The organism is Arthrobacter sp. YN (assembly GCF_002224285.1).
Classification (GTDB): domain Bacteria; phylum Actinomycetota; class Actinomycetes; order Actinomycetales; family Micrococcaceae; genus Arthrobacter.
Map to the genome: position 1 here is coordinate 4322066 of NZ_CP022436.1, position 20367 is coordinate 4342432.

The 20367-nt window shown below is 64.5% G+C and carries 21 protein-coding genes and 1 riboswitch; of the genes, 11 read left to right on the top strand and 10 right to left on the bottom strand.

Translation table 11 applies throughout. The features are described from left to right. The first annotated feature begins 174 nt into the window (after positions 1–174). A complete protein-coding gene (locus tag CGK93_RS19845; RefSeq protein WP_232481420.1) occupies positions 175–1092 on the top strand; it encodes a septum formation family protein in 918 nt (305 codons plus the stop codon). 59 nt (positions 1093–1151) lie between these two features. On the opposite strand, the gene clpB is transcribed toward CGK93_RS19845, so the two are convergent. Continuing rightward, positions 1152–3809: an ATP-dependent chaperone ClpB gene (clpB, locus tag CGK93_RS19850; protein WP_089596296.1), complete on the bottom strand. Its 2658-nt coding sequence runs from the start codon at positions 3807–3809 to the stop codon at positions 1152–1154. 170 nt (positions 3810–3979) lie between these two features. On the opposite strand from clpB, the gene CGK93_RS19855 reads away from it, so the two are divergent. Further along, positions 3980–4597 (top strand): pyridoxamine 5'-phosphate oxidase family protein, encoded by a 618-nt coding sequence (locus tag CGK93_RS19855; protein WP_089596297.1) that lies wholly within the window; start codon positions 3980–3982, stop codon positions 4595–4597. Positions 4598–4600: 3 nt separating this feature from the next. On the opposite strand, the gene CGK93_RS19860 is transcribed toward CGK93_RS19855, so the two are convergent. The 4 genes from CGK93_RS19860 to CGK93_RS19875 are packed head-to-tail and all read right to left on the bottom strand — an operon-like array spanning position 4601 to position 7725. Then, positions 4601–5689, bottom strand: coding sequence for a sulfate/molybdate ABC transporter ATP-binding protein (locus CGK93_RS19860; RefSeq protein ID WP_089596298.1), 1089 nt, complete (start codon positions 5687–5689; stop codon positions 4601–4603). Beyond that, the gene (locus tag CGK93_RS19865; RefSeq protein ID WP_198318276.1) at positions 5686–6501 is read right to left on the bottom strand and encodes an ABC transporter permease; all 816 of its coding nucleotides are present in this window, start codon (positions 6499–6501) and stop codon (positions 5686–5688) included. Before CGK93_RS19865 ends, CGK93_RS19860 begins: the two co-directional genes overlap by 4 nt. 16 nt (positions 6502–6517) lie before the next feature. Further along, positions 6518–7318 (bottom strand): molybdate ABC transporter substrate-binding protein, encoded by an 801-nt coding sequence (modA, locus tag CGK93_RS19870; RefSeq protein ID WP_089596299.1) that lies wholly within the window; start codon positions 7316–7318, stop codon positions 6518–6520. Continuing rightward, positions 7315–7725 (bottom strand): TOBE domain-containing protein, encoded by a 411-nt coding sequence (locus CGK93_RS19875; protein WP_089596300.1) that lies wholly within the window; start codon positions 7723–7725, stop codon positions 7315–7317. The genes modA and CGK93_RS19875 overlap by 4 nt, the downstream gene beginning before the upstream one ends. Before the next feature lie 233 nt (positions 7726–7958). Here CGK93_RS19875 and CGK93_RS19880 point away from each other — a divergent pair, with 233 nt between their 5' ends. The 3 genes from CGK93_RS19880 (at position 7959) to CGK93_RS19890 (ending at position 11070) form a co-directional block, all read left to right on the top strand. Further along, entirely contained in the window at positions 7959–9293 is a 1335-nt protein-coding gene (locus tag CGK93_RS19880; RefSeq protein WP_089596301.1) for an FAD-binding oxidoreductase, read from the top strand. A gap of 134 nt (positions 9294–9427) precedes the next feature. Further along, entirely contained in the window at positions 9428–10297 is an 870-nt protein-coding gene (locus CGK93_RS19885) for a DUF4031 domain-containing protein (protein ID WP_089596302.1), read from the top strand. Next, entirely contained in the window at positions 10294–11070 is a 777-nt protein-coding gene (locus CGK93_RS19890; protein ID WP_089596303.1) for a 2-phosphosulfolactate phosphatase, read from the top strand. Before CGK93_RS19885 ends, CGK93_RS19890 begins: the two co-directional genes overlap by 4 nt. A gap of 70 nt (positions 11071–11140) precedes the next feature. On the opposite strand, the gene CGK93_RS19895 is transcribed toward CGK93_RS19890, so the two are convergent. The 3 genes from CGK93_RS19895 to CGK93_RS19905 form a co-directional block, all read right to left on the bottom strand. Then, positions 11141–11542 (bottom strand): YccF domain-containing protein, encoded by a 402-nt coding sequence (locus CGK93_RS19895; RefSeq protein WP_011776159.1) that lies wholly within the window; start codon positions 11540–11542, stop codon positions 11141–11143. Between the two features lie 87 nt (positions 11543–11629). Further along, positions 11630–12079, bottom strand: coding sequence for an SRPBCC family protein (locus CGK93_RS19900; RefSeq protein ID WP_089596304.1), 450 nt, complete (start codon positions 12077–12079; stop codon positions 11630–11632). 216 nt (positions 12080–12295) lie between these two features. Then, entirely contained in the window at positions 12296–12892 is a 597-nt protein-coding gene (locus CGK93_RS19905; RefSeq protein WP_089596305.1) for a phosphoribosylanthranilate isomerase, read from the bottom strand. 97 nt (positions 12893–12989) lie between these two features. Here CGK93_RS19905 and CGK93_RS19910 point away from each other — a divergent pair, with 97 nt between their 5' ends. The 5 genes from CGK93_RS19910 to CGK93_RS19930 all read left to right on the top strand — a co-directional run bounded on the left by CGK93_RS19910 (position 12990) and on the right by CGK93_RS19930 (position 16325). Then, a complete protein-coding gene (locus tag CGK93_RS19910) occupies positions 12990–13616 on the top strand; it encodes a HutD/Ves family protein (RefSeq protein ID WP_089596306.1) in 627 nt (208 codons plus the stop codon). Between the two features lie 57 nt (positions 13617–13673). Beyond that, positions 13674–13739, top strand: a riboswitch (guanidine-III (ykkC-III) riboswitch). 10 nt (positions 13740–13749) lie between these two features. Then, positions 13750–14064: a DMT family transporter gene (locus CGK93_RS19915; RefSeq protein WP_089596307.1), complete on the top strand. Its 315-nt coding sequence runs from the start codon at positions 13750–13752 to the stop codon at positions 14062–14064. A 2-nt stretch (positions 14065–14066) separates the two neighbouring features. Beyond that, a complete protein-coding gene (locus CGK93_RS19920) occupies positions 14067–14450 on the top strand; it encodes a DMT family transporter (protein ID WP_089596308.1) in 384 nt (127 codons plus the stop codon). A 207-nt stretch (positions 14451–14657) separates the two neighbouring features. Beyond that, positions 14658–15665 (top strand): aldo/keto reductase, encoded by a 1008-nt coding sequence (locus tag CGK93_RS19925; RefSeq protein WP_089596309.1) that lies wholly within the window; start codon positions 14658–14660, stop codon positions 15663–15665. Positions 15666–15674: 9 nt separating this feature from the next. Next, positions 15675–16325: an MBL fold metallo-hydrolase gene (locus tag CGK93_RS19930; protein ID WP_089596310.1), complete on the top strand. Its 651-nt coding sequence runs from the start codon at positions 15675–15677 to the stop codon at positions 16323–16325. Positions 16326–16329: 4 nt separating this feature from the next. Here CGK93_RS19930 and CGK93_RS19935 read toward each other — a convergent pair whose 3' ends face one another. After that, entirely contained in the window at positions 16330–18051 is a 1722-nt protein-coding gene (locus tag CGK93_RS19935; protein WP_198318277.1) for a DEAD/DEAH box helicase, read from the bottom strand. A 349-nt stretch (positions 18052–18400) separates the two neighbouring features. Beyond that, a complete protein-coding gene (locus CGK93_RS19940) occupies positions 18401–19840 on the bottom strand; it encodes an MFS transporter (RefSeq protein WP_089596312.1) in 1440 nt (479 codons plus the stop codon). Positions 19841–19906: 66 nt separating this feature from the next. Here CGK93_RS19940 and soxR point away from each other — a divergent pair, with 66 nt between their 5' ends. Then, the gene (gene soxR / locus CGK93_RS19945) at positions 19907–20362 is read left to right on the top strand and encodes a redox-sensitive transcriptional activator SoxR (protein WP_089596313.1); all 456 of its coding nucleotides are present in this window, start codon (positions 19907–19909) and stop codon (positions 20360–20362) included. Positions 20363–20367 lie beyond the last annotated feature (5 nt).

Genomic DNA, 20367 nt, shown 5'->3' on the forward strand with positions numbered 1-20367 from the left:
TGGTCAATTTGTCGTATGTCTAGATTACATGCTTTCAGGGGTGCCTGCGCGCCACCACAGGCCCGCGCCCATGCCGACTCAGGCCAAAACCACGGCCAAACACCTCCCCGGGGGCCAAAAATTGGGTAGAGTCTGCCTCAATGCGGCGTCACAGCAGGAAGGCACACTCCGGAAATGAGCCAGGACAATACTCCACCGCGCGATGGTTCACCACGCGAAGGGGACAAGGATGGGGTGCCGCCCGCACCCAAAAGCCCGCCGCCCGCGCCTGGTGGGCAACCGCCCGCGGCTGGTGGGCAACCGCCCGCGGCTGGTGGGCAACCGCCCGCAGCCGGTGGGCAACCTCCCGCAGCCCCGTTGACGCCGCCGTCGGGACTTCAGCCGGATCCTGCACCCGAACTCGACCCCGATTTCGTGCCCGACCCAGGTTCGCAGCCGGATCCCGCCATGCCGCCCAGCGACGGGCAGGCACCTTCCTACGCGATGCCGTATCCGGGGCAGCAGCCCTATCCCGGGCAACAGCCCGATCCGGGTCAACAACCCTATCCAGGGCAAGAGCCGCCTCCGGAACCCCACGGAGATCCAGTCAAGCGGCAGCGATTGGTCATCGGCGGAATCGTGGTGGGCGTACTCGTACTCATCGGCGTGGTGATCTGGGTGCTGCTGAATCTGTTGGGAACCCGGCCCGAAGCCGCTGTCACCACCCCGAGCGCCACGGCTACCCCGGGTCCACTCCCCCGTGACGCCAACTCCAAGGACTTCCAGGTGGGCGACTGCTTCGCCGACTTTGATCCCAACGCCAGCGAGGCACGCGCCGTAGCCTGCGATACCGAACACTCGGCCCAGCTCATTGGGGTGCACGCGTACCCGGGCGACGATTCCTTCCCCGGAACCAACGCCCTGCGGGACAAGGGTCGCGAGGTGTGCAAGGCTGCGGTGGCCAAGCTCAACGATGCCGCCGAGAACTACGTGCTGCTGCAGCAGAACGTTTACCCGAGCACCACCAGTTGGGATCGGGGCGACCGCCGCGTCGATTGCTTCATCGTGGTGGACTCGGGCAACACCATCAAGGAAGATCTCTTGCAGAAGTAGCCCGCGGCTGCACTTGCATCCGGCGGGCTACTTCCTGCGAGCCTTACTTCCTGCGGACCCTACTTCCGGCGGACGGTGAGCCCCGTTCCTACCGGAGCGCCGCCGTCGGGGCCGGTCAGTGCCTCGAAGCCCTCAACCGTGAGCTCGTCCAGGTCGGCTGCGGTGTCCACCAACACGGTGTCTCCGTCGTTGATTTCACCGGCGAGGATCTCTTTGGCGAGGCGGTCGCCGATCTCCCGCTGGACGAGCCTGCGCAGCGGCCGGGCACCGTAGGCGGGATCGAACCCGGACATGGCCAACCAGGCACGTGCTCCGTCCGAAACTTCCAGGCTCAAGCGGCGATCCCGGAGTCGGTTGCTGAGCTCGGCCACGTGGAGCTCCACGATCCGGGCCAGTTCCTCCACGGAGAGTGGATCGAAGAGCACGATCTCGTCCAGGCGGTTCAGGAATTCAGGCTTGAAGGATGCCTGCACCACAGCCATGACAGCCTCGCGCTTGGCCTTGGCGTCCATGGTGGGGTCTACCAGGAACTGGCTTCCGGAGTTGGACGTCAGCACCAGGATGGTGTTGCGGAAGTCCACGGTGCGGCCCTGACCGTCGGTGAGGCGGCCGTCGTCGAGGACCTGCAGGAGGATGTCGAAGACCTCCGGGTGGGCCTTCTCCACCTCGTCCAGCAGCACCACGGAATACGGCCTGCGCCGCACAGCCTCGGTCAGCTGGCCACCCTCCTCATAGCCCACGTATCCGGGAGGGGCACCCACCAGACGGGCCACCGAGTGCTTCTCGCTGTACTCGGACATGTCGATCCGGATCATGGCGCGTTCGTCGTCAAAGAGGAAGTCCGCCAGGGCCTTTGCCAGCTCCGTCTTACCGACGCCGGTGGGGCCAAGGAACAGGAACGAACCCGTGGGGCGATTGGGATCGCTGATGCCTGCGCGGGCACGGCGCACAGCATCGGACACAGCCTGCACAGCCTTACTCTGCCCGATCAGACGTTTACCAAGCTCCTCTTCCATGTGGAGCAGCTTCTGCGACTCTCCTTGCAGCATGCGCCCGGCAGGGATGCCCGTCCAAGCGGAGATCACCTCGGCGATATCGTCAGCCGTCACGTCTTCAGCAACCATCAACTCGGGCTTTGACTCGCTCCGGGCCGACTCCTCCTCTGCAGCGGCGCTCAGCTCACGTTCCAGGGCGGGCAGCTCCCCGTAAAGGATCCGCGACGCCGATTCGAGGTCGCCTTCGCGCTGGGACTTGTCCGCCGCGGAACGCAGTTCGTCGATTTTCGCCTTGAGGTCGCCCACGCGGTTGAGCCCGGCTTTCTCAGCTTCCCAGCGCGCATTCAGGGCGCTGAGTTCCTCGTTTTTGTCGGCTTTGTCCGCGCGGAGGGCAGCCAGCCGTTCCACCGATGCGGGATCGGTCTCGCCTTGCAGAGCCAGCTCTTCCATGGTCAAACGGTCGACGGCGCGGCGGAGCTGGTCGATTTCCTCCGGCGCGGAATCGATTTCCATGCGGAGCCGGGACGCGGCCTCATCCACGAGGTCGATGGCCTTGTCCGGGAGCTGGCGTCCGGAGATATAGCGGTTGGACAGCGTCGCTGCGGCCACCAACGCCGAGTCGGCGATGGCTACCTTGTGGTGCGCCTCGTAGCGCTCCTTCAGGCCGCGGAGGATACCGATGGTGTCCTCCACGCTGGGCTCGCCCACGTAGACCTGTTGGAAGCGGCGCTCCAGCGCGGGGTCCTTCTCAATGTTCTCCCGGTACTCGTCCAAGGTGGTGGCACCGATGAGGCGAAGCTCTCCGCGGGCCAGCATGGGTTTGAGCATGTTGCCTGCATCCATGGCGCTCTCGCCAGTGGCGCCGGCTCCTACTACCGTGTGGATTTCGTCGATGAACGTGACGATCTGGCCGTTGGAGTTCTTGATCTCCTCAAGGACAGCTTTCAGGCGCTCCTCGAACTCGCCACGATACTTTGCGCCGGCCACCATGGAGGCGAGGTCCAGGGCGATGAGCGTCTTGCCGCGCAGGCTCTCCGGGACGTCACCGGCCACCATGCGCTGGGCCAAGCCCTCAACGACGGCTGTCTTGCCAACGCCGGGCTCACCGATGAGGACGGGGTTGTTCTTGGTACGGCGGCTCAGGACCTGGACAACACGGCGGATCTCGCTGTCGCGCCCGATGACCGGATCCAGCTTGCCGGAGCGCGCCACGGCAGTAAGGTCGGTACCGAACTTCTCCAGCGCCTGGAACGTATTCTCAGGGTCCGGCGAGTTGACGTTCCTGTCCCCCCGGACACCCGGCAAGGCGGCAAGCAGCGCCTCATGGGAGGCACCGGCGTCGCGCATTAGCTTTCCGACGGCGTCACTTCCGGCCGAGAGGCCCAACAGCAGATGTTCAGTGGAGACGAAGGAGTCGCCGAGTTTGTCGGCCTCGTTCTGGGCAGCCTGGATGGCCTGCATGGATTGGCGCGACAACTGCGCCTGCTGGACGGAACTGCCCGAGGACGCCGGCAGCGCCTTGATGGCCGAGCTGGCCTGCACGCTCACGGCATCAGGATCGGCGCCAGTGGCTCGCAGCAGGGCCACAGCAACGCCTTCACGCTGGTCCATCAGCGCCTTCAACAGGTGCGCGGGCTCAAGCTGCGGGTTGCCGGCAGTCGAGGCATTCATGGCGGCCGCAGAAAGGGCCTCCTGGCTTTTGGTGGTGAATTTGACGTCCAAAGAGTGCTCCCTTTCTGGAGTGGATCCGATGCTTTCAAAGTTGAGTCTACTACGCTCAACTTTGATTTCCGGCCCACTGTGTTCCATGTTTGCCCACGGCGAAACCAGTGTCCAGATAAAACCATAGCTATGTGAATAACAGGCAGCTCCCGCACCCGTAGGCTGGGGCCATGGAGACCATTTCAAGCGCGGACGAACTCGAAGAACTCATAGGCCTGCCCCTCGATCGCACACGAAAAAAGGTGCGTACTTCACTTAGCGAGTTCGATCTGCAGTGGCTGGCCGCGAGCCCCTTTTGCGTGGTGTCCACCACGGACGCCCAGGGTCGCGTGGACGCCTCTCCCAAAGGGGACCCCGCAGGATTCATCCACGTCCTGGACCACCAGACCATTGCCATCCCCGAGCGGCCCGGAAACAAGCTTGCCTTCGGTTTCCACAACATCCTGGAGAACCCCAACGTCGGCATTCTGTCCGTAGTCCCCGGCCGGACGGACACCTTGCGGATCAACGGCACGGCGCAGATTGTCCGGGATGCCGATTTCTTCGATCACATGGTGGTCAAGGGACATCGACCCCGCGCCGCCATCGTGGTCACCATTGACGAAGTCTTCACGCACTGCGGCAAAGCCTTCATGCGCAGCGGCTTGTGGCAGCCTGAAACCTGGGAACCGGAAGGGCTGCCCAGCATCGCGGTCCTGTCCAAGGCCTACACCCAGCCGGAGACACCGCTGGAAGAGCTGGAGTCCTACTACGGACCGTCTTACGCCGAGCGGATGTACCGGGACTGAACTTCACGCCGGGTACAGCGAGACCAGCGCGGACTTGACTACGAACCTCACCTCCATGCCAGGCACCAGGCCCAGATCGGCAGAGGCGGCCGGGGTGATGTCGGCGGAAAGGACCTGCGCAGCGTGCCCCAGGCTTGCGCGCACCCTGATCTGGTCGCCGTGCGGTTCAAGGTCCGTGATGACCACGGGAAAGGAGTTGCGCGGGCTGCCGTGCACCTCACCGGGAAAAACGGAAACGCTCGACGGCGGGAACGCTGCCACGCCTGCCTGGCCGGACTGGGGTGACCATCCGGGATCATGCTGGCCGGCAAAAACCCGGCCATCCGGCGTCGTAATCCTGTCCTCACTGAGGGTGCCGGCAACGAGGTTGAGCCCTGCCAAGCCGGCTGCGAAGTGGCTTCTGGGCTTTTCAAGGACCTGGCGCGTAGGGCCTTGCTCGGCGATCCTTCCGTTTTCCACCACGATGACGCGATCGGCAAGCATGTAGGCATCCAGGACGTCGTGCGTGACAATGATGGCTTTGCGGTCCTGGAGCACCCTTTTGAGCACGCGGCGCAGCAAGGGAGCCGCGTGGATATCCAGCGCAGCCATGGGCTCGTCAAGAAGGAGGAGTTCCGGTTCGGCTGCCAAGGCTCGGGCGACTGCGACGCGTTGGGCCTGCCCGCCGGACAATTGGGCGGGCTTCCTGTCGGCCAGGGGCAAGGCATCAACCTCCGCCAGCCAATGCCGGGCAGTTTCCCGTGCGTCCGCCTTCGAAGCCCCCGCACTGCGCGGTCCGAACGCCACGTTGTCCAATGCGTTCAGGTGGGGAAACAGCAGCGCTTCCTGGGCCAGCAAAGCAGTCCCCCTGAGGTGCGGTGGGCTCCACAAGTGAGTACCGCCGTCGAGGTTGAACAATGCCCGTTCACCGTTTTTCGCTGTGCGCATCGTCGCCGCCCCGGAATCCGGTCGAAGCAGGCCGGCGATCACACCCAACAGCGTCGACTTCCCGGCCCCGTTGGGGCCAAGGATGGCAACCGTCTCAGCGTCGTGAAGGCTGAGGGACATGTCGAAGTTTCTGGCGCCGAGGCTGGCCTGCAGTTCGAAGCTCACGATGGGACCTCCATGCGATTACTGCTCTGCCGGCGGCCGTAGCTGAGCCCCACCACGGCAACCGCCACCGCCACCAACACCAAGGACAGTGCGACGGCGGCATCGGCGTCGGTCTCGCGCTGCAGATAGATCTCCAACGGCAACGTGCGGGTGACACCTTCCAGGCTTCCCGCGAAGGTCAGGGTGGCTCCGAATTCGCCCAAGCTGCGTGCGAAGGACAACACCGCGCCTGACGCGAGCCCCGGCAGGACCAGTGGCAGCGTCACACGACGGAGGACCGTGGTGGGTCGCGCCCCGAGTGTCGCCGCGACGGCTTCGTATTTGTTTCCGGCGGATCGCAGTGCTCCTTCCAGGCTGACCACCAGGAACGGCAGGGCCACGAAGGTCTGAGCCAGGACCACCGCCGTGGTGGAGAAGGCGATCTGGATGCCGGCCACCTCCAGGGATTTTCCCAGCAGGCCCTGTCGTCCAAAGGTGTACAGCAACGCGATGCCCCCGACGACGGGCGGCAGCACCAGTGGTAAGAGGACAAACGCCCTCAGCAACCGCTGGCCCCTAAAGTCGCCGCGCGCCAACACCAACGCCAAAGGAACGCCCAGCACGATGCAGAGCACCGTACTGGCAGCCGAGGTCCGCAGGCTCAGGCTCAGTGCTGCGAGCGAGGAGTCCGAGGTGATGAGTGGGATGAACTGCGGCCAATTGACCTTGGCCAGCATTGCCACCAACGGCAGGACCACCAGCAGTCCTCCAACAGCGGCCACGGCATAGATCCACCGCGGGATGCCGTTGTACCCGGACGTGTCTCGTCTCATCAGCGTTCCCGGTCCGCTACGGCGTGCCGAAGCCGGCGTCGCCCAGGATCTTCTTGCCGTCGTCGCCGGTGACCATGGCAATGAATGCCGCCGCCAACGCCTTGTTCTTGCTGGTACCCACTGTGGCGATGGGGTAGGTGTTGACGGCTTGGTCTGATTCCGGGAAGGGGATGCCCTCGACCTTGTCGCCGGCTCCCTTGACGTCAGTGACATAGACCAGGCCCGCGTCGGCTTCCTGGGAGGTCACCTTACCCAGGACATCGGTCACGGACGATTCCTCGCTGACCGGGATCAAGGTGGTTCCGGTTGCCTTCTCAACGGCGTCCGCGGCTGCCCCACAGGGCACCTGACTCGCGCAGGTGACCACCTTGACTCCGGGTTTGGCCAAGTCGGCAAAGGAAGAGATCGACGCCGGATTGCTGGGTGGGACGGCAATCTCGAGGACGTTGGTGGCGAAGTCGGTCGCCGTACCGTCCACGAGTTTGGCATCGGCAAGCTTGGCCATGTTCTTGGTGTCGGCTGAGGCGAACACGTCGGCGGGGGCGCCCTGGGTGATCTGCGTGACCAGGTCGGAGGAGCCGGCGAAGCTCAGATTCACCGTGGTGCCCGGGTTCTTGGCTTCGAAGTCTTCGGCCAATTGAGTGAAGGTCGTTTTCAGGGATGCTGCGGCGAAAACGGTGATCTCTCCGGACAGCTGCCCCAACGTGCCACTGCCGCTGGTAGCAGGGACTGGCGTGCCTGAAGCGCAGCCCGCCAGGCTGGCAGCAAGGGCGCCTGCAAGCATCAGGCCGATGAGGGGCTTACGGGTGAGGCTCATACGATGCTCTTTCCCTGAGGAGTCTCGATGATGACCGTGGTGGCCTTGACCACGGCGGTGGCTACCGAACCAAGTTCCAGGCCGAGCTCGGTGACGGCTTCACTGCTCATGAGTGACACCACCCGGAAAGGCCCGCATTGAAGCTCCACTTGCGCCATGACCTTGTCCGCGGTGATCCCCGTGACCAAGCCAACGAACCGGTTCCGGGCTGAACTTCCTGTCCGGGAGGGATCGTCGGGAAGGTGTGATTGCTCGCGGGCAAGCGTTGCGAGTTCCAAGCCATCCACTGCGAGGCGCCCGGCCGGGTCCTTCTGGGCGGTCAGCGTTCCGTTTTCCGTCCAGCGCCTCACAGTATCGTCGCTGACACCGAGGAAGCGTGCGGCTTCGGAGATTCGTATTTGCGGCATGGAATGAGTGTAGGTCCGTATTTGCGGCTTTGGCATCACAATCTCAACGCAAACGAAATGTGACTACCCAGGGCCTCGGCGCACCCTTTGCCGCATGGCGCAACCGTCAGCACTGGTGCGCGGCGCGCGAAGTGGTGGGCCGCCGTCGTCGTGCCCCGTTGTGCTCTAGCACCAAAGGACCCGCCGCCGTACCCTGTTCTAGGGAGAGAGTCTTAGGCGCGAAGGAGCGTCCCATGGAATGGATTCGACCGGACAACCCCACCTATGACGAGGCCCGGAAACTCTTCAACGCGATGATCGACCGCAGGCCGGCGGTGATCGCCAAATGTTCTGATCCCGGCGAGGTTGCTGAGGCACTCAGATACGCGCACAACCACAATCTGGATGTCGCGGTTCGTTCCGGCGGCCATTCGGTGGCGGGCATGTCCACCAATGATGGCGGGCTGGTGGTCGATGTACGCCCGATGAAGTCCATCAGCGTCAACACAGAGGCGAAGACCGCTACAGCGGGTGCCGGGCTCACGTGGGGCGAGTTCGACCGCGCAACCCAGCAGTACGGTTTGGCAGTGACCGGCGGCCGTGCTTCCACAACGGGCGTCTCCGGCTTCACCTTGGGCGGGGGCTCCGGGTGGCTGGAGCGGTCCTACGGCTTCGCATGCGACAACCTGCTTTCGGTGGACCTGGTCACAGCGTCCGGAGACCGGGTGACCGCCAGCCCGGGCGAAAACCCCGAGTTGTTCTGGGCACTCCACGGCGGTGGCGGGAACTTCGGAGTGGCAACGTCCCTGACCTTCAAACTGCACGACGTCGGCCCCACCGTGATGGCTGGCCTGATGCTGTTTCCTGGTGAGGATGCCATGGATTTGTCCCGGGCCTACCGCCAACTCGCCCTTGACGCGCCCGACGCCGTAGGGACAGCACTCGTGTACCTCACCGCTCCACCCGAAGAATTCGTCCCGGAGGACATGGTGGGCAAACTCGCCGTCGGCATGGCCTACATCCATGCCGGCGATGTCGAGGCAGGCGAGGAACACGCCAAACCGTTCAAGGAGCTCGGTCCGAGTGTGGACCTGGTGGCGCCCATGGGTTACGCAGACTTCCAATGCATGATCGATGACCCTCCGGACCATTACAACTATTGGAGCGCGGACTATCACAACGAACTCTCTGACGACGCCCTGGACGTGCTGGTGGACTCGGCCCAACGCCTTCCGGGACCGAACTCCCAGCAGTTGGTGGCACGTTGGGGCGGAGCAGTGGCTGGGCCCGCTGCGGCGAACACACCGCTGCAACACCGCGGCGCAGCATGGGTCAGCCATCCGTTCGGCCTGTCCGAAACAAGGGAGGGCGGGCAAGAGGCCAAAGCGTGGGTGAAGCAATTCAGGCAAGACATCGCTCCCCACACCACGGGCGGCGTGTGGCTGAACTTCATCGGCGACGAAGGCCAGGACCGCATCATGGCTGCCTACGGCGAACAGAACTACCGGCGGCTGTCCAAGGTGAAAGGTCAGTTCGATCCGGATAACGTGTTCCGCGGCAACCAGAACATCCTGCCCGCCGAGCGCTGAGATTTTCCTAGGCTCCTTCCCAGTTGCCGTGAACAGTACGGGCAGTGAAGCCCGAATTTCCGGGGCGGCAGCACGGCGGTAGACGTCCCGACGGCCGGCAACTGGGAAGGATCGCTTGGGACTACACTTTGGCAATGGCCGTCTACATCGATCCGCCCTTGTGGCCAGCGCACGGGACCGTTTTTTCGCATCTGGTATCGGATTCATCGCTGGATGAGCTTCATGCTTTCGCAGCCGCTGCCGGGGTTCCGGAGAGGGCCTTCGACGGAGACCACTACGACGTTCCCGAACGGCGGTACGACGACCTGGTCCTCGCCGGCGCCATCCCCGTTGAGGCTCGGATCCTGGTCCGTAAACTCATTGCCAGCGGGCTGCGGATTCCTGCGCGGGAACGGAGCAAAGCCTTGACGGTCCCGCTCATGGAACGGTGGAACAGCATCTTTCCCGGCCACGAGGAGTTGGGCCTCGAACTCCTGGAACGGTGGGGCGAGGACGGCCGGAAGTATCACAGCCGCACCCACCTTCTGGCAGTTCTTGAGGCCCTGGACGTTCTCACCGAACCAGCCCTGCCTGCACGGACCGTCTCCTTGGCCGCGTGGTTTCACGACGCTGTTTATGAAGGTGTGGCCGGCCAGGATGAGGAAGACTCAGCTCTGTTGGCCGAGGACCGGCTGACAGCCGCGGGGCTTTCCCCCGCCGATGTGGCCGAAGTGGCGCGGCTGGTCCGGCTCACGTCCTCGCACTCCCCCGAGCCCGGTGACCATGCCGGCGCCCTGCTCTGCGACGCCGATCTCTCCGTCCTCGGTGGCGACGAGCAAGCCTATGCACGCTACCTGGCGGCCGTCCGCGAAGACTACACTCACGTCAGCGACGCCGACTTCGCAAAGGGGCGCGCCGCCGTCGTACGTCATCTTCTGGGACTTGATCCGCTGTTCCATGGCGAACGAGCCAAAACGCTGTGGCTCGACGCCGCGCGCCGCAACCTCGCGGCGGAACTCGCGTGAGCGGTTCCGACAGCGAACCTGGTGCACCGCAGCGGCAGCTTCCGTACGCTGTCCGGTTCGAATGGGGGCTCGACGGCGCCCGCGCGGTAGTGCCCGGAGCCGACCTTGCGGTGGTGGTTGACGTCCTGTCGTTCACCACGTGCGTGAGTGTTGCGGTGGACCGCGGGGCGATGGTGTTTCCCTACCGCTGGCATGACGCCTCGGCGGGTGAGTTCGCGGCCCGACATGATGCTTTGCTCGCGGGACCCCGGGATACTGAAGGCCTGAGCTTGTCGCCGTCCAGCCTCCGCCGGGCCCGCGTGCTGGATCGCGTGGTTCTCCCCTCTCCCAACGGGTCGACCATCAGCCACGAGCTTGCGTCATCGGCTCGCCAGGTGGTGGCGGTCTCGCTCCGGAATGCCGCAGCGACTGCCGACTGGGTCCGCGCCACCTTGCCCCCAGAGGCCGTAATTGCCGTGATCGCGGCGGGTGAAAAGTGGACGGACGGGGCGTTGCGGCCGGCGTTGGAGGATCAGTTGGGGGCGGGCGCGTTCATCGCCGGGCTGGCAGCGACCGGGCGCCGAAGTCTCTCCCCGGAGGCGGCGGCTGCTGCGGCGGCCTTCGACGCCGCCGAGCCCCGGCTGGGCGCCATTCTTCGGGGCTGTTCCAGTGGACGCGAACTGATCGACGGCGGTTTTGCGGACGATGTCAGCATCGCGGCGGAGTTGGACGGCAGTTCCGTGGTGGCCCTCCTCAAAGACGGAGCCTTTCAGGGCATGGCCCTCCCCGATTAGACGCTCCGCTGCAGATTGGACGGTAGGAATCGTCCGCACTGCAGCGAGTCGTCTAAATGGACGGTTTTGCCTAGCGGTAGGTGCTGACGAACGGCTGGTTGGTGGGGACGATCTGCTTGCCCAGCGGCATCAAGGAGACCGGGATGAGCTTCAGGTTGGCGATGGCCAGCGGAATCCCAATGATGGTGATGGCCATGGCAAACGCGGTGACCACGTGACCGATCGCGATCCAGATGCCCGCAACGAGCAGCCAGATCACGTTACCGAGGAGCGCGAACACCCCGGCACCGCCCGGCTTCTCCACCACCATTTGACCGAAGGGCCACAGGCAGTAAGCACCGATCCGGAACGAAGCGATGCCCCACGGGATGGTCACGATGAGCACGCAGCAAATGATGCCTGCCGCGAAGTAACCCAAGGCCAGCCAGAACCCACCAAAGACGAGCCAGATGATGTTAAGGAGCGTTTTCATAATTCCCATTCTCCCCTGTGGGCCTGACAAAAAGCCTAGGGGTCTGCCCTGATTCTTCCCTGACCCGTGGATGTGTTTCTGCGCGGCTCAGGCCAGCAGTTGGTCCAGCTTGTCGAACGAGGTGTTCCAGCCATCGCGGGTCATGTCCACCCACTCCTGGGATTCAAACGGTCCCTGCGTGACGTTCATACGGGTACGGCCGTTGAGGTCCTCGAATTCCAGGCGCATCTCCTCGAACTCGTGATCGGCGTCCGGAGCGGCTTTGGCTTTAGCGACCAGAAGAGCCGGGGTTTCCAGTTCCGTGATCACGGCTTCAATGGGGGCTTCCTGCTCGCCGTCCTCGTCCGACCACACCATGACCACCTGCCAGATGCCGCCCACCCGCGGCTCAACGATGATTTTCTCGCGCGGAGCTTCCACTTCCACGGGTCCGAACCACTGCGCAAGCTTGTCCGGCTCCATCCAGGCGTCGAAAACCTTCTCACGCGGGGCATCAAACTCGCGGCTCATGGTCAGGGTGAAGTGTTCCGTGCTCATTGCTTGACTCCTGGTATCCGTGTGATTCGTACTCTTGGGAGCGAGTCTAGAGGGTGCCACCGACAAGCAGGCGGGAAGTGAGCGAGCGATCCGTTCAAGCACGCGGGAAGTGGGAGAGCGATCCGTTCAAGCAGGCGGGAAGTGGGAGAGCGATCCGTTCAAGCACGCGGGAAGTGAGCGAGCGATCCGTTCAAGCAGGCGGGAAGTGAGCGAGCGTCAGGCTTTGGCTGCTTCGACGAACGCGCGGATCTTGGCCAGGTCCTTCACGCCGCGGGATGACTCGACACCGGAGGACACGTCCACACCCCACGCGCCGGCCGCAGTTGCTGCGAAGGCTACGTTGCCGGATTCCAGTCCCCCGGCGAGCAGCCACTCGCGGCCGTCGAGCCCCTTGGCTCGGACCGATGCGTAGTCCCAGGCCTCCCCGGACCCCGGCACCGCGGCGTCAACCAGGAACACGTCCTCGCCCAGATCAGCGAACTCGTCCTGTGAGGCACCCATGGTGACGGCCCGGATGAGCCGCAGCCCGGCGTCGTGCACTGTTTTTACGTCGTCTGCAGTCCGGTGGCCATGGAGCTGCACCCACTCGAGTCCAGCCGCACGGGCCGTGGCCACGGCATCAGCCGCGGACTCGTGCCGGAACACGCCCACTGCACGAACACCGTCCGGAACCAGCGGGAGCAAAATGCGCACCTGATCCGGGCTGACTTCGCGCGGGCTGGCAGTGAGCACGAACCCAACGGCGTCCGCACCGGCGTCGACGGCTTCACGGACGGATTCCGGCGTGCTCAAGCCGCACACTTTGACGAACATTCCCGTGCCTCCAGCCAATCTCGCAACGTTTTCCACATATGACGTTAGCAAGCCGAATTGCCAACGCAGAAGCGGTGTCCACCACTAGGCTGGTTGGATGGAGATCATCCGCTATGCCGACATCCATCCTGAACCGTGGCGCAACGGGGGCGGGGTGACGCGTGAACTTGCCAGCCATCCGAAAGCGGCCTCAGCCCAGGACGGGGCATGGGATTGGCGCGTCAGCATCGCCGATGTCTCCAAAGCCGGAGATTTCTCCGTCTTCCCGGGTATGGAGCGCGTGATCACCATCATCGAGGGCGAATTGCTGCTGCTCACGGTGGACGGGTCCGAGCACCCGCTCGAGAAGTACCGTCCGTTCCGTTTCTCGGGCGAGGCTGCGTCGGGAGCCACTCTTCCGACCGGGAACATCCGGGATCTGAATGTCATCGCCCGGGAGGGAGCCTTCAAGGGCTACACGTCCATCGTGGAGATCTCCAAGAAGCGTGCGCACCCGGTCTTCGAGGGCCAGCTTGCCGTCCTGCTGGAGGGCAAGGCGACCGTTGCGCCCGGCGCGGCTGTGGAGGAAGAGTCCGACGGCGACGCCCCGGCACCCAGCGCGGCCGAACCTGTTGAGCTGTCGCGGTACGACGCTGTGGTCGGCTCCGATACCCGCAGCCCGGAAATCTCGGGCCGCGGATTCATCGCCGTGATCTCGATCGACCACGTGGAGGCCCACGCCTGAGGTGGTGACGTTAACCACCAGAAGTGGCCACCCCGCACGGGAGTTGCTAGCCTGAAATGAAGGTTCCGCTCTGGAACCTCCGGACGACGGTTCAGTACCCGGAATGCGACAAGACTGGCCAAAGGAAAATGTCATGTCGTGGATAATTCTCATTCTTTCCGGAGCACTCGAGGCCGTCTGGGCCGCAGCGCTCCACCGGTCCAAGGGCTTCCGTAAACCCGTTCCGACCGTCGTCTTCCTGGTGTCCGTTGTTGCCAGCATGGCCGGACTCGCCATCGCGATGCAGTCCATCCCCACGGGCACGGCCTACGCAGTGTGGGTTGGCGTCGGCGTCGTACTGACCGCGACGTACGCGATGGTCACCAAGGTTGAACGTGCGACGACGGCCCGACTGCTCCTGCTTGCCGGCATCGGCGCGTGTGTGGTCGGCCTGAAGGTGGTGGCGTAGCCATGACTGAGAACACAGCCAAAACCAAGAACGCCGGCAACGGAATCTTCTGGATCATCCTCTTGGCCTCAGCGCTGCTCGAAGCCGTCTGGGCCACCGCTTTGGGCTTGTCCAACGGCTTCACACAGCTCACGCCAACCGTGGTCTTCACCATTACTGCGGTGTTGAGCATGCTGGGACTGGGCATCGCGGTCAAACGAATCCCCCTCGGCACTGCCTACGCCGTGTGGGTGGGCATCGGCGCAGCACTCACTGTTGGCTGGGCCATGATCACGGGCGTGGAGTCCGCGAGCCCGCTGAAGCTGCTCTTCATCGCGGGAATCGTGGGCTGTGCTGCCGGCCTGAAGGCCCTGCCTGCCGATAAGCCGCAGCACGCCGGCGAGTAGCTCCGCGGTGGGCGCTGGTCCATTTCGATGGCTTGCTGCGCATTAGACGTCTCCTACCATCGAATGCACAGCAAGCCCCCGAATCGGGCTTCACCGCGGACACGGCCAAGGTCCATGTCAGGGAACCCAGCAGGAATACCCGCCGCGTCCACAGAGTTCACGCCAACAAAGGGCCCTCTGGAACACCTACGCGCATTGGAGAAATTCATGACTGCAGTTCAACTCGGCGACGGCCTCAAGGTCAGCCCCCTCGGCTTCGGCGGGATGGCCCTGACCCCGGTCTACGGCGGAATCGATCCTGAAGAAGGCCTGCAAACACTGAAGCATGCGGTGGACGCGGGCATCACGTTCATCGACACCGCAGATGTGTACGGTGCTGGAAGCAACGAGGAACTCGTGGGCAGGCTCTTGAAGGAGCGCCGCGACGAGATCCAGGTAGCCACAAAGTTTGGAATTGAGGGCAACCCCGCGGACGGGTACACGGGAGTCCGCGGGGATGCGCCCTACATCAGGCAAGCAGCGGAAGCGAGCCTCCGCCGCCTGGACACTGACGTGATTGACCTCTACTACCTGCACCGCCGTGACCTCCGCGTTCCGATAGTGGAAACCGTGGAGGCTATGGCGGAGCTGGTCCGTGAGGGCAAGGTCCGGCACCTCGGGCTGTCAGAAGTGACAGCCGAGGAACTCAGGCAAGCCAACGCCGTTCATCCCATTGCCGCGGTCCAGAGTGAATGGTCAATCTGGAGCAGGGATGTTGAACTCAACGTTGTTCCTGCAGCCAAGGAACTTGGCGTGGGGTTCGTGCCGTATTCGCCGCTGGGCCGTGGTTTCCTTACAGGAACCGTCAGCGCGGGCGATCTGGGCGAGAACGATTTCCGCCACAAGATCCCCCGTTTTGGTGGCGAGGCACTTGATGCGAACCAGGCCGTCGTGGCCGCGGTTCGCGAGGTAGCCAGCGGGCTGGATGCAACTCCGGCCCAGGTAGCCCTGGCTTGGCTGTTCGCCCAAGGTCAGCGCCTTGGGATTTCCGTGGTTCCCATCCCCGGCACGCGTAAAACGCACCGGATCGACGAGAACCTGGGGGCGCTGTCCCTGCAACTGGGGACAGCACAACTAGAGGTACTCGACCAAGCAGCGGCCGCCGTCGTGGGTTCACGATCGGCCGACCCCAACTGGGTGTCACAGGGCCGCGAGGCCAACCCGGCAACTGCATAGACTGACACGATGGATTCGCTTATTCACTCATTGCGTGACGTCACCATTCGCAGCATCTCCGTCAGCGAGATGAACAACAACGTGTACCTGTTGACCTCGAAGTCCACGGGTGCGCAGTTGTTGATCGACGCCGCCGACGACCTTCCGGCCATTCAGCAACTGCTCGAGGACAGTGCGTCGGACACGGCCACGAAGCGGAAACTGGTCCGGATTGCCACCACCCACCAGCACTGGGACCACGTCCGGGCTCTGCCGAAACTGGTCACCGTTACCGGTGCCAGCACTTCTGCAGGAGCGGACGACGCCGATGCGTTGCCGGTTCCGGTGGATGTCCGGCTTGGTCACGGCGACGTTGAGCGGTTTGACGACATCGAGATCACGGCAATCCACCTGCGTGGACACACCCCTGGCTCGATTGCTTTCGTGTACCAGGATCCGGACGGGCCGGCCCACATTTTCAGTGGGGACTCGTTGTTTCCGGGAGGCGTCGGCAACACACAGAAAGATCCTGCACGCTTCACTTCACTGTTGAACGACGTGTCGGAACGACTGTTCGACGCCTATCCGGACGAAACCCTGGTGCACCCTGGCCATGGACTGCCCACGACACTCGGCGCCGAGCGGCCACACCTTGAGGAGTGGCGCGCCCGAGGCTGGTGAGTCTTTAGCGGCCGCGACGCTCGTTGGACGCGGGAGCCGACGCACGACGCGGGCCGCTGCGTGCCGGACGACCTGCGCCGGAGCCACCGCGGCCGGAGTTGCCGGAGGCACCCGAACCGTAGGATCCACCGGACGTAGCGCCAGTGGCGGAAGACCAAACGGCCTTGTTTCCACCGGTGCGGGTGCTCGTGGTGGACGCCGTGCGCGGAGCCGAAGCTGAGCGCTGACCCGTAGCCGGACGACCGCTGCGGCCGTTCTGACCCTGCGAGCCGGGAACGTCGTTACGGTGAGTGGAAGCTGCCTTGCCGCGACCACGTGAGCTGCGGGCGACGTCGTCGTTCATTGCTGCCCGACGCTCAGCGCGGTTGACGTCCGTACGAACCGGTTCAGCCGCGACCTTGCCGCGTCCGTTACGACCGCCACGGCCACCAGCGGTGGGAGCAGCCTGCGTGGAACGGCGTGCGCGCTTGCGCTGGGCGTTGGCGCCGGTGGACGTGCCGCCACCCTGCGGAGCTTTCGCTGCGAGGAGGGCCGCACGGGTGCGGGGATCAACCTTGTCCGCGATGTCGCCAACGAGCTCGGCAACCAACGGGGAGTTGGCCGTGACGCGCTCGAAGTTGACGTCAACGCCGGCAGCCTTCATGAGCTTCTTGACGTCGCTCTGCTGCTCGGGGAGCGTCAGGGTGACCACAGTGCCATCGGAACCGGCGCGGGCCGTACGGCCGGAGCGGTGCAGGTATGCCTTGTGCTCTGTGGGCGGATCCACGTGGATGACGAGTTCGACGTCGTCAACGTGAACGCCGCGGGCTGCGACGTCGGTGGCCACCAGGACGCGGACGTCACCGTTGGAGAACTCGGCAAGGTTACGGTCGCGGGCGTTCTGCGACAGGTTGCCGTGAAGGTCGACGGCGGGAATGCCGGCGTCCGTGAGGGTCTTGGCAAGCTTGCGGGCATGGTGCTTCGTCCGCATGAAGAGGACGCGGCGGCCGGCGCCGGAGGCCAGTTCGACGATGAGCTGCTTCTTGACGGTCTGGTCGTTGACTACCAGGACGTGGTGTTCCATGGTGGTCACAGCGGCCTGGGGATCGTCCACGGAGTGCGTCAGCGGGTTCGAAAGGTAACGGTTGACCAGTTTGTCAACACCGTTATCCAACGTCGCGGAGAAGAGCAGGCGCTGACCCTGGGTGGGGGTCATGTCCATGAGCTTCTTGACGACCGGGAGGAAGCCGAGGTCGGCCATGTGGTCTGCCTCGTCCAGCACGGTGACCTCAACAGCTTCGAGGGTCAGGATGCGCTGGCGGATCAGGTCTTCGAGACGGCCCGGGCAGGCGATGACGATGTCGACGCCGGCGCGCAGTGCCTTTTCCTGGCGTGCCTGGGAGATGCCGCCGTAGATCACCGTGGTGTTCAGGCCCATGGCCTTGGCCAGCGGCTCGATGGTGGCGTTGATCTGGGTTGCCAGTTCACGCGTCGGTGCAAGGACGAGGCCCATGGGGCGGCCCGGCTTGCGGAAGTGCTTTGCTTCGCGCTCGGCCAAGCGGGCCACGAGCGGGATGGCGAAAGCGATGGTCTTACCGGAACCGGTGCGGCCACGGCCCAGAACGTCGCGGCCTGCGAGCGTATCCGGGAGGGTCTTCACCTGGATGGGGAATGCCTCTTCGATGCCATCTGCGGCAAGAGACTCAGCAATGGGCTTGGGCGTGCCAAGGGCAGCAAAAGTAGTCATAAACTTCATGTCTTTCGGGCGGTGTCCAGTTGCGGACATCGGCCCCCGACGCCGGTTGGGCCAGGGGTTCGCCGAGGAAAAGTCAGGTGGTCTACCGATTCGCTTCAACAGCGGTGGCCGGGACCAAATAGAACGCGTTCATCGACGCAGGATGTGCCTCTCACATGAAAAATGCCCCGCCGCGCAGCCTTTCAGGCCACCTGCTTTAGGGCGTCACCGCACATCAAGTGTTCCCAGCTTAGCAGTGATCGGCGTGAAGCCTTGCATCGGGGCAGGTCACAGGGCGTTGCGAGGCCTGCTCTACACCCCTCCGGGCACGAATACCCTGCAGAGCAGGCCCCGCAACGGGTCAGGCCTGGCGCGTGAGTTCGGGTTCGGCGTCAGGCGTGCTTGCTTCGGCAGGCGGCACACCCTGGCTGGCGCCATCCCCCGCTCTGCGGGCGGCGACCCTGGGCGCGATCAGAATCCCGACGACGGCGATCGCCGCCGTCAGCGCGAAGACCCCCGCAAACGAGTTCGTCGTCGTAAAGGCGGTAAAGACGAGTCCCGTGAGAGCCAGGGAGAGCGCGCCGCCGAGGGAGTCGGAGATGGACATGGCCGCGCTGTTGAAGCCTTGGTTTTCCGGGGTGGACATTGCCAACGTCATCACGGACAACCGCGGGTACATCAGGCCCATCCCGGCGCCCGCGAGGATCCAGCCGCCGATCGCCACGGCCGCGGGCAGGGCAAACGCGGCCGTCACCAGCGTGGAGATCACGGCAACCAGCACCAGCGCGGCTCCGATTTTCACGGCAAGATCGTCTGCAAGCCGAGTCCCCAACCGCCCCTGAACTGCAGAAGCCCCGGCCCAGGCCAGCGCGGCGCCGGTCAGCGTCAGTCCAGCAAACGTCGGTGTAAATGCGTAGCGCTCCGTCAACAGGTACGGCAGGTACACCTCGGCGCCAAAGAACGCCGCGGACGCGAGCCCGCGCACCAGGATCACGCTGGGCAACCCTCTGCGTGCGGTCAACGTTCCGCGTGGCACCAGTGGGCGGACCGCCATCAGTGCAAGGACAAGCGCGACGACGGCAATCGCCCCGCCTACGCTCGGAACCTCCGCGGACAGGTTCAGTCCGAGGACGGCAACGGCTGCGAGCGCAGCCCACCCCATGCGGCCAAACGCCCACGGGACGGGCTCGGCGACAGATTCCGAAGCAGACCCGGATCTCATCCCCCGCACAGCCGGCACCACCATCAGCAAGGCCGGAACCACCAGCCCCACCACGCCCAGGAACACCCAGTGCCAACTGCTCAACTGGGCCACAACACCTGCGGCGAAGGGTCCCACCAAGGACGGAACCACCCAGGAGGCAGCGAAGGCGGCGAAGATCTTGGGATGCAACGCGGGCGGGTACACGCGGGCCACCAACACGTAGAGGGCAACAGTCATCGCGCCACCGCCGAGTCCTTGGACCAGCCGGCCCAGCACCAGGATTTCCATAGTGCCGGCCATCCCGGCGATCAGCAGTCCCACCACGAACAACGCCACCGAGGAATACAGGGGCGCCGCCGGACCACGACGATCCGACCAGTTTCCCGCTGCCACCATGCCCATCACGCCTGTTGCCAGCGGCCCGGCGAAGGCTAGTGCGTACAGGCTGGCTCCGTCGAGGTCGCGGCTCACCAGCGGCATGATGGTGGTGACTGCGAGGGACTCGAACGCGCTGAGGAATACCAGCGCGCAGGCGCCCACGGTGGCAAGCAAGTAGGGGCGGCTCAGTATCCCGGCCGTTGAGGTGTCAGAGGTCATGGTGGTTACCCTAGAACCTCAACTAATGTTGAGGTCAATCCACCGCCCTCCACCGGAAGCAATGTCATGTCGCAAGCCCCAACCCACCGGCCCCTCACCATCGGTGAGCTGTCCGAGCGAAGCGGAGTGTCGCCGTCGGCCCTTCATTTCTACGAACGCAACGGACTCATCGAAGCCGAGCGGACGGCCGGCAACCAGCGACGGTATCGCCGCGACACATTGCGGCGGGTCGCGTTCATCAAGACCTCGCAGCGCGTTGGCCTGCCGTTGAAGGACATCCGCGACGCGTTGGACTCCCTGCCGGACGGCCGGACTCCCACCAAACGGGACTGGGCAAGGTTGTCGCTGCGGTGGCGCACGGAGCTCGACGAACGCATCGCCGCACTCCAGCACCTCCGCAACGACCTTGACGGATGCATCGGCTGCGGCTGCCTGAGCCTGAAGTCGTGCACGCTGCAGAACCCGTCGGACGAGCTCGGCGCCTCAGGGGCCGGGGCGCAGCGCTGGAGTCAGCCGAAATAGGAGGC

Coding starts and splice junctions, on each gene's coding strand:
- CGK93_RS19845 (WP_232481420.1), top strand. CDS start 175: ATGAGCCAGGACAATACTCCACCGCGCGATGGTTCACCACGCGAAGGG.
- CGK93_RS19855 (WP_089596297.1), top strand. CDS start 3,980: ATGGAGACCATTTCAAGCGCGGACGAACTCGAAGAACTCATAGGCCTG.
- CGK93_RS19865 (WP_198318276.1), bottom strand. CDS start 6,501: ATGAGACGAGACACGTCCGGGTACAACGGCATCCCGCGGTGGATCTAT.
- modA (WP_089596299.1), bottom strand. CDS start 7,318: ATGAGCCTCACCCGTAAGCCCCTCATCGGCCTGATGCTTGCAGGCGCC.
- CGK93_RS19875 (WP_089596300.1), bottom strand. CDS start 7,725: ATGCCGCAAATACGAATCTCCGAAGCCGCACGCTTCCTCGGTGTCAGC.
- CGK93_RS19880 (WP_089596301.1), top strand. CDS start 7,959: ATGGAATGGATTCGACCGGACAACCCCACCTATGACGAGGCCCGGAAA.
- CGK93_RS19885 (WP_089596302.1), top strand. CDS start 9,428: ATGGCCGTCTACATCGATCCGCCCTTGTGGCCAGCGCACGGGACCGTT.
- CGK93_RS19895 (WP_011776159.1), bottom strand. CDS start 11,542: ATGAAAACGCTCCTTAACATCATCTGGCTCGTCTTTGGTGGGTTCTGG.
- CGK93_RS19900 (WP_089596304.1), bottom strand. CDS start 12,079: ATGAGCACGGAACACTTCACCCTGACCATGAGCCGCGAGTTTGATGCC.
- CGK93_RS19905 (WP_089596305.1), bottom strand. CDS start 12,892: ATGTTCGTCAAAGTGTGCGGCTTGAGCACGCCGGAATCCGTCCGTGAA.
- CGK93_RS19910 (WP_089596306.1), top strand. CDS start 12,990: ATGGAGATCATCCGCTATGCCGACATCCATCCTGAACCGTGGCGCAAC.
- CGK93_RS19915 (WP_089596307.1), top strand. CDS start 13,750: ATGTCGTGGATAATTCTCATTCTTTCCGGAGCACTCGAGGCCGTCTGG.
- CGK93_RS19920 (WP_089596308.1), top strand. CDS start 14,067: ATGACTGAGAACACAGCCAAAACCAAGAACGCCGGCAACGGAATCTTC.
- CGK93_RS19925 (WP_089596309.1), top strand. CDS start 14,658: ATGACTGCAGTTCAACTCGGCGACGGCCTCAAGGTCAGCCCCCTCGGC.
- CGK93_RS19930 (WP_089596310.1), top strand. CDS start 15,675: ATGGATTCGCTTATTCACTCATTGCGTGACGTCACCATTCGCAGCATC.
- CGK93_RS19935 (WP_198318277.1), bottom strand. CDS start 18,051: ATGACTACTTTTGCTGCCCTTGGCACGCCCAAGCCCATTGCTGAGTCT.
- CGK93_RS19940 (WP_089596312.1), bottom strand. CDS start 19,840: ATGACCTCTGACACCTCAACGGCCGGGATACTGAGCCGCCCCTACTTG.
- soxR (WP_089596313.1), top strand. CDS start 19,907: ATGTCGCAAGCCCCAACCCACCGGCCCCTCACCATCGGTGAGCTGTCC.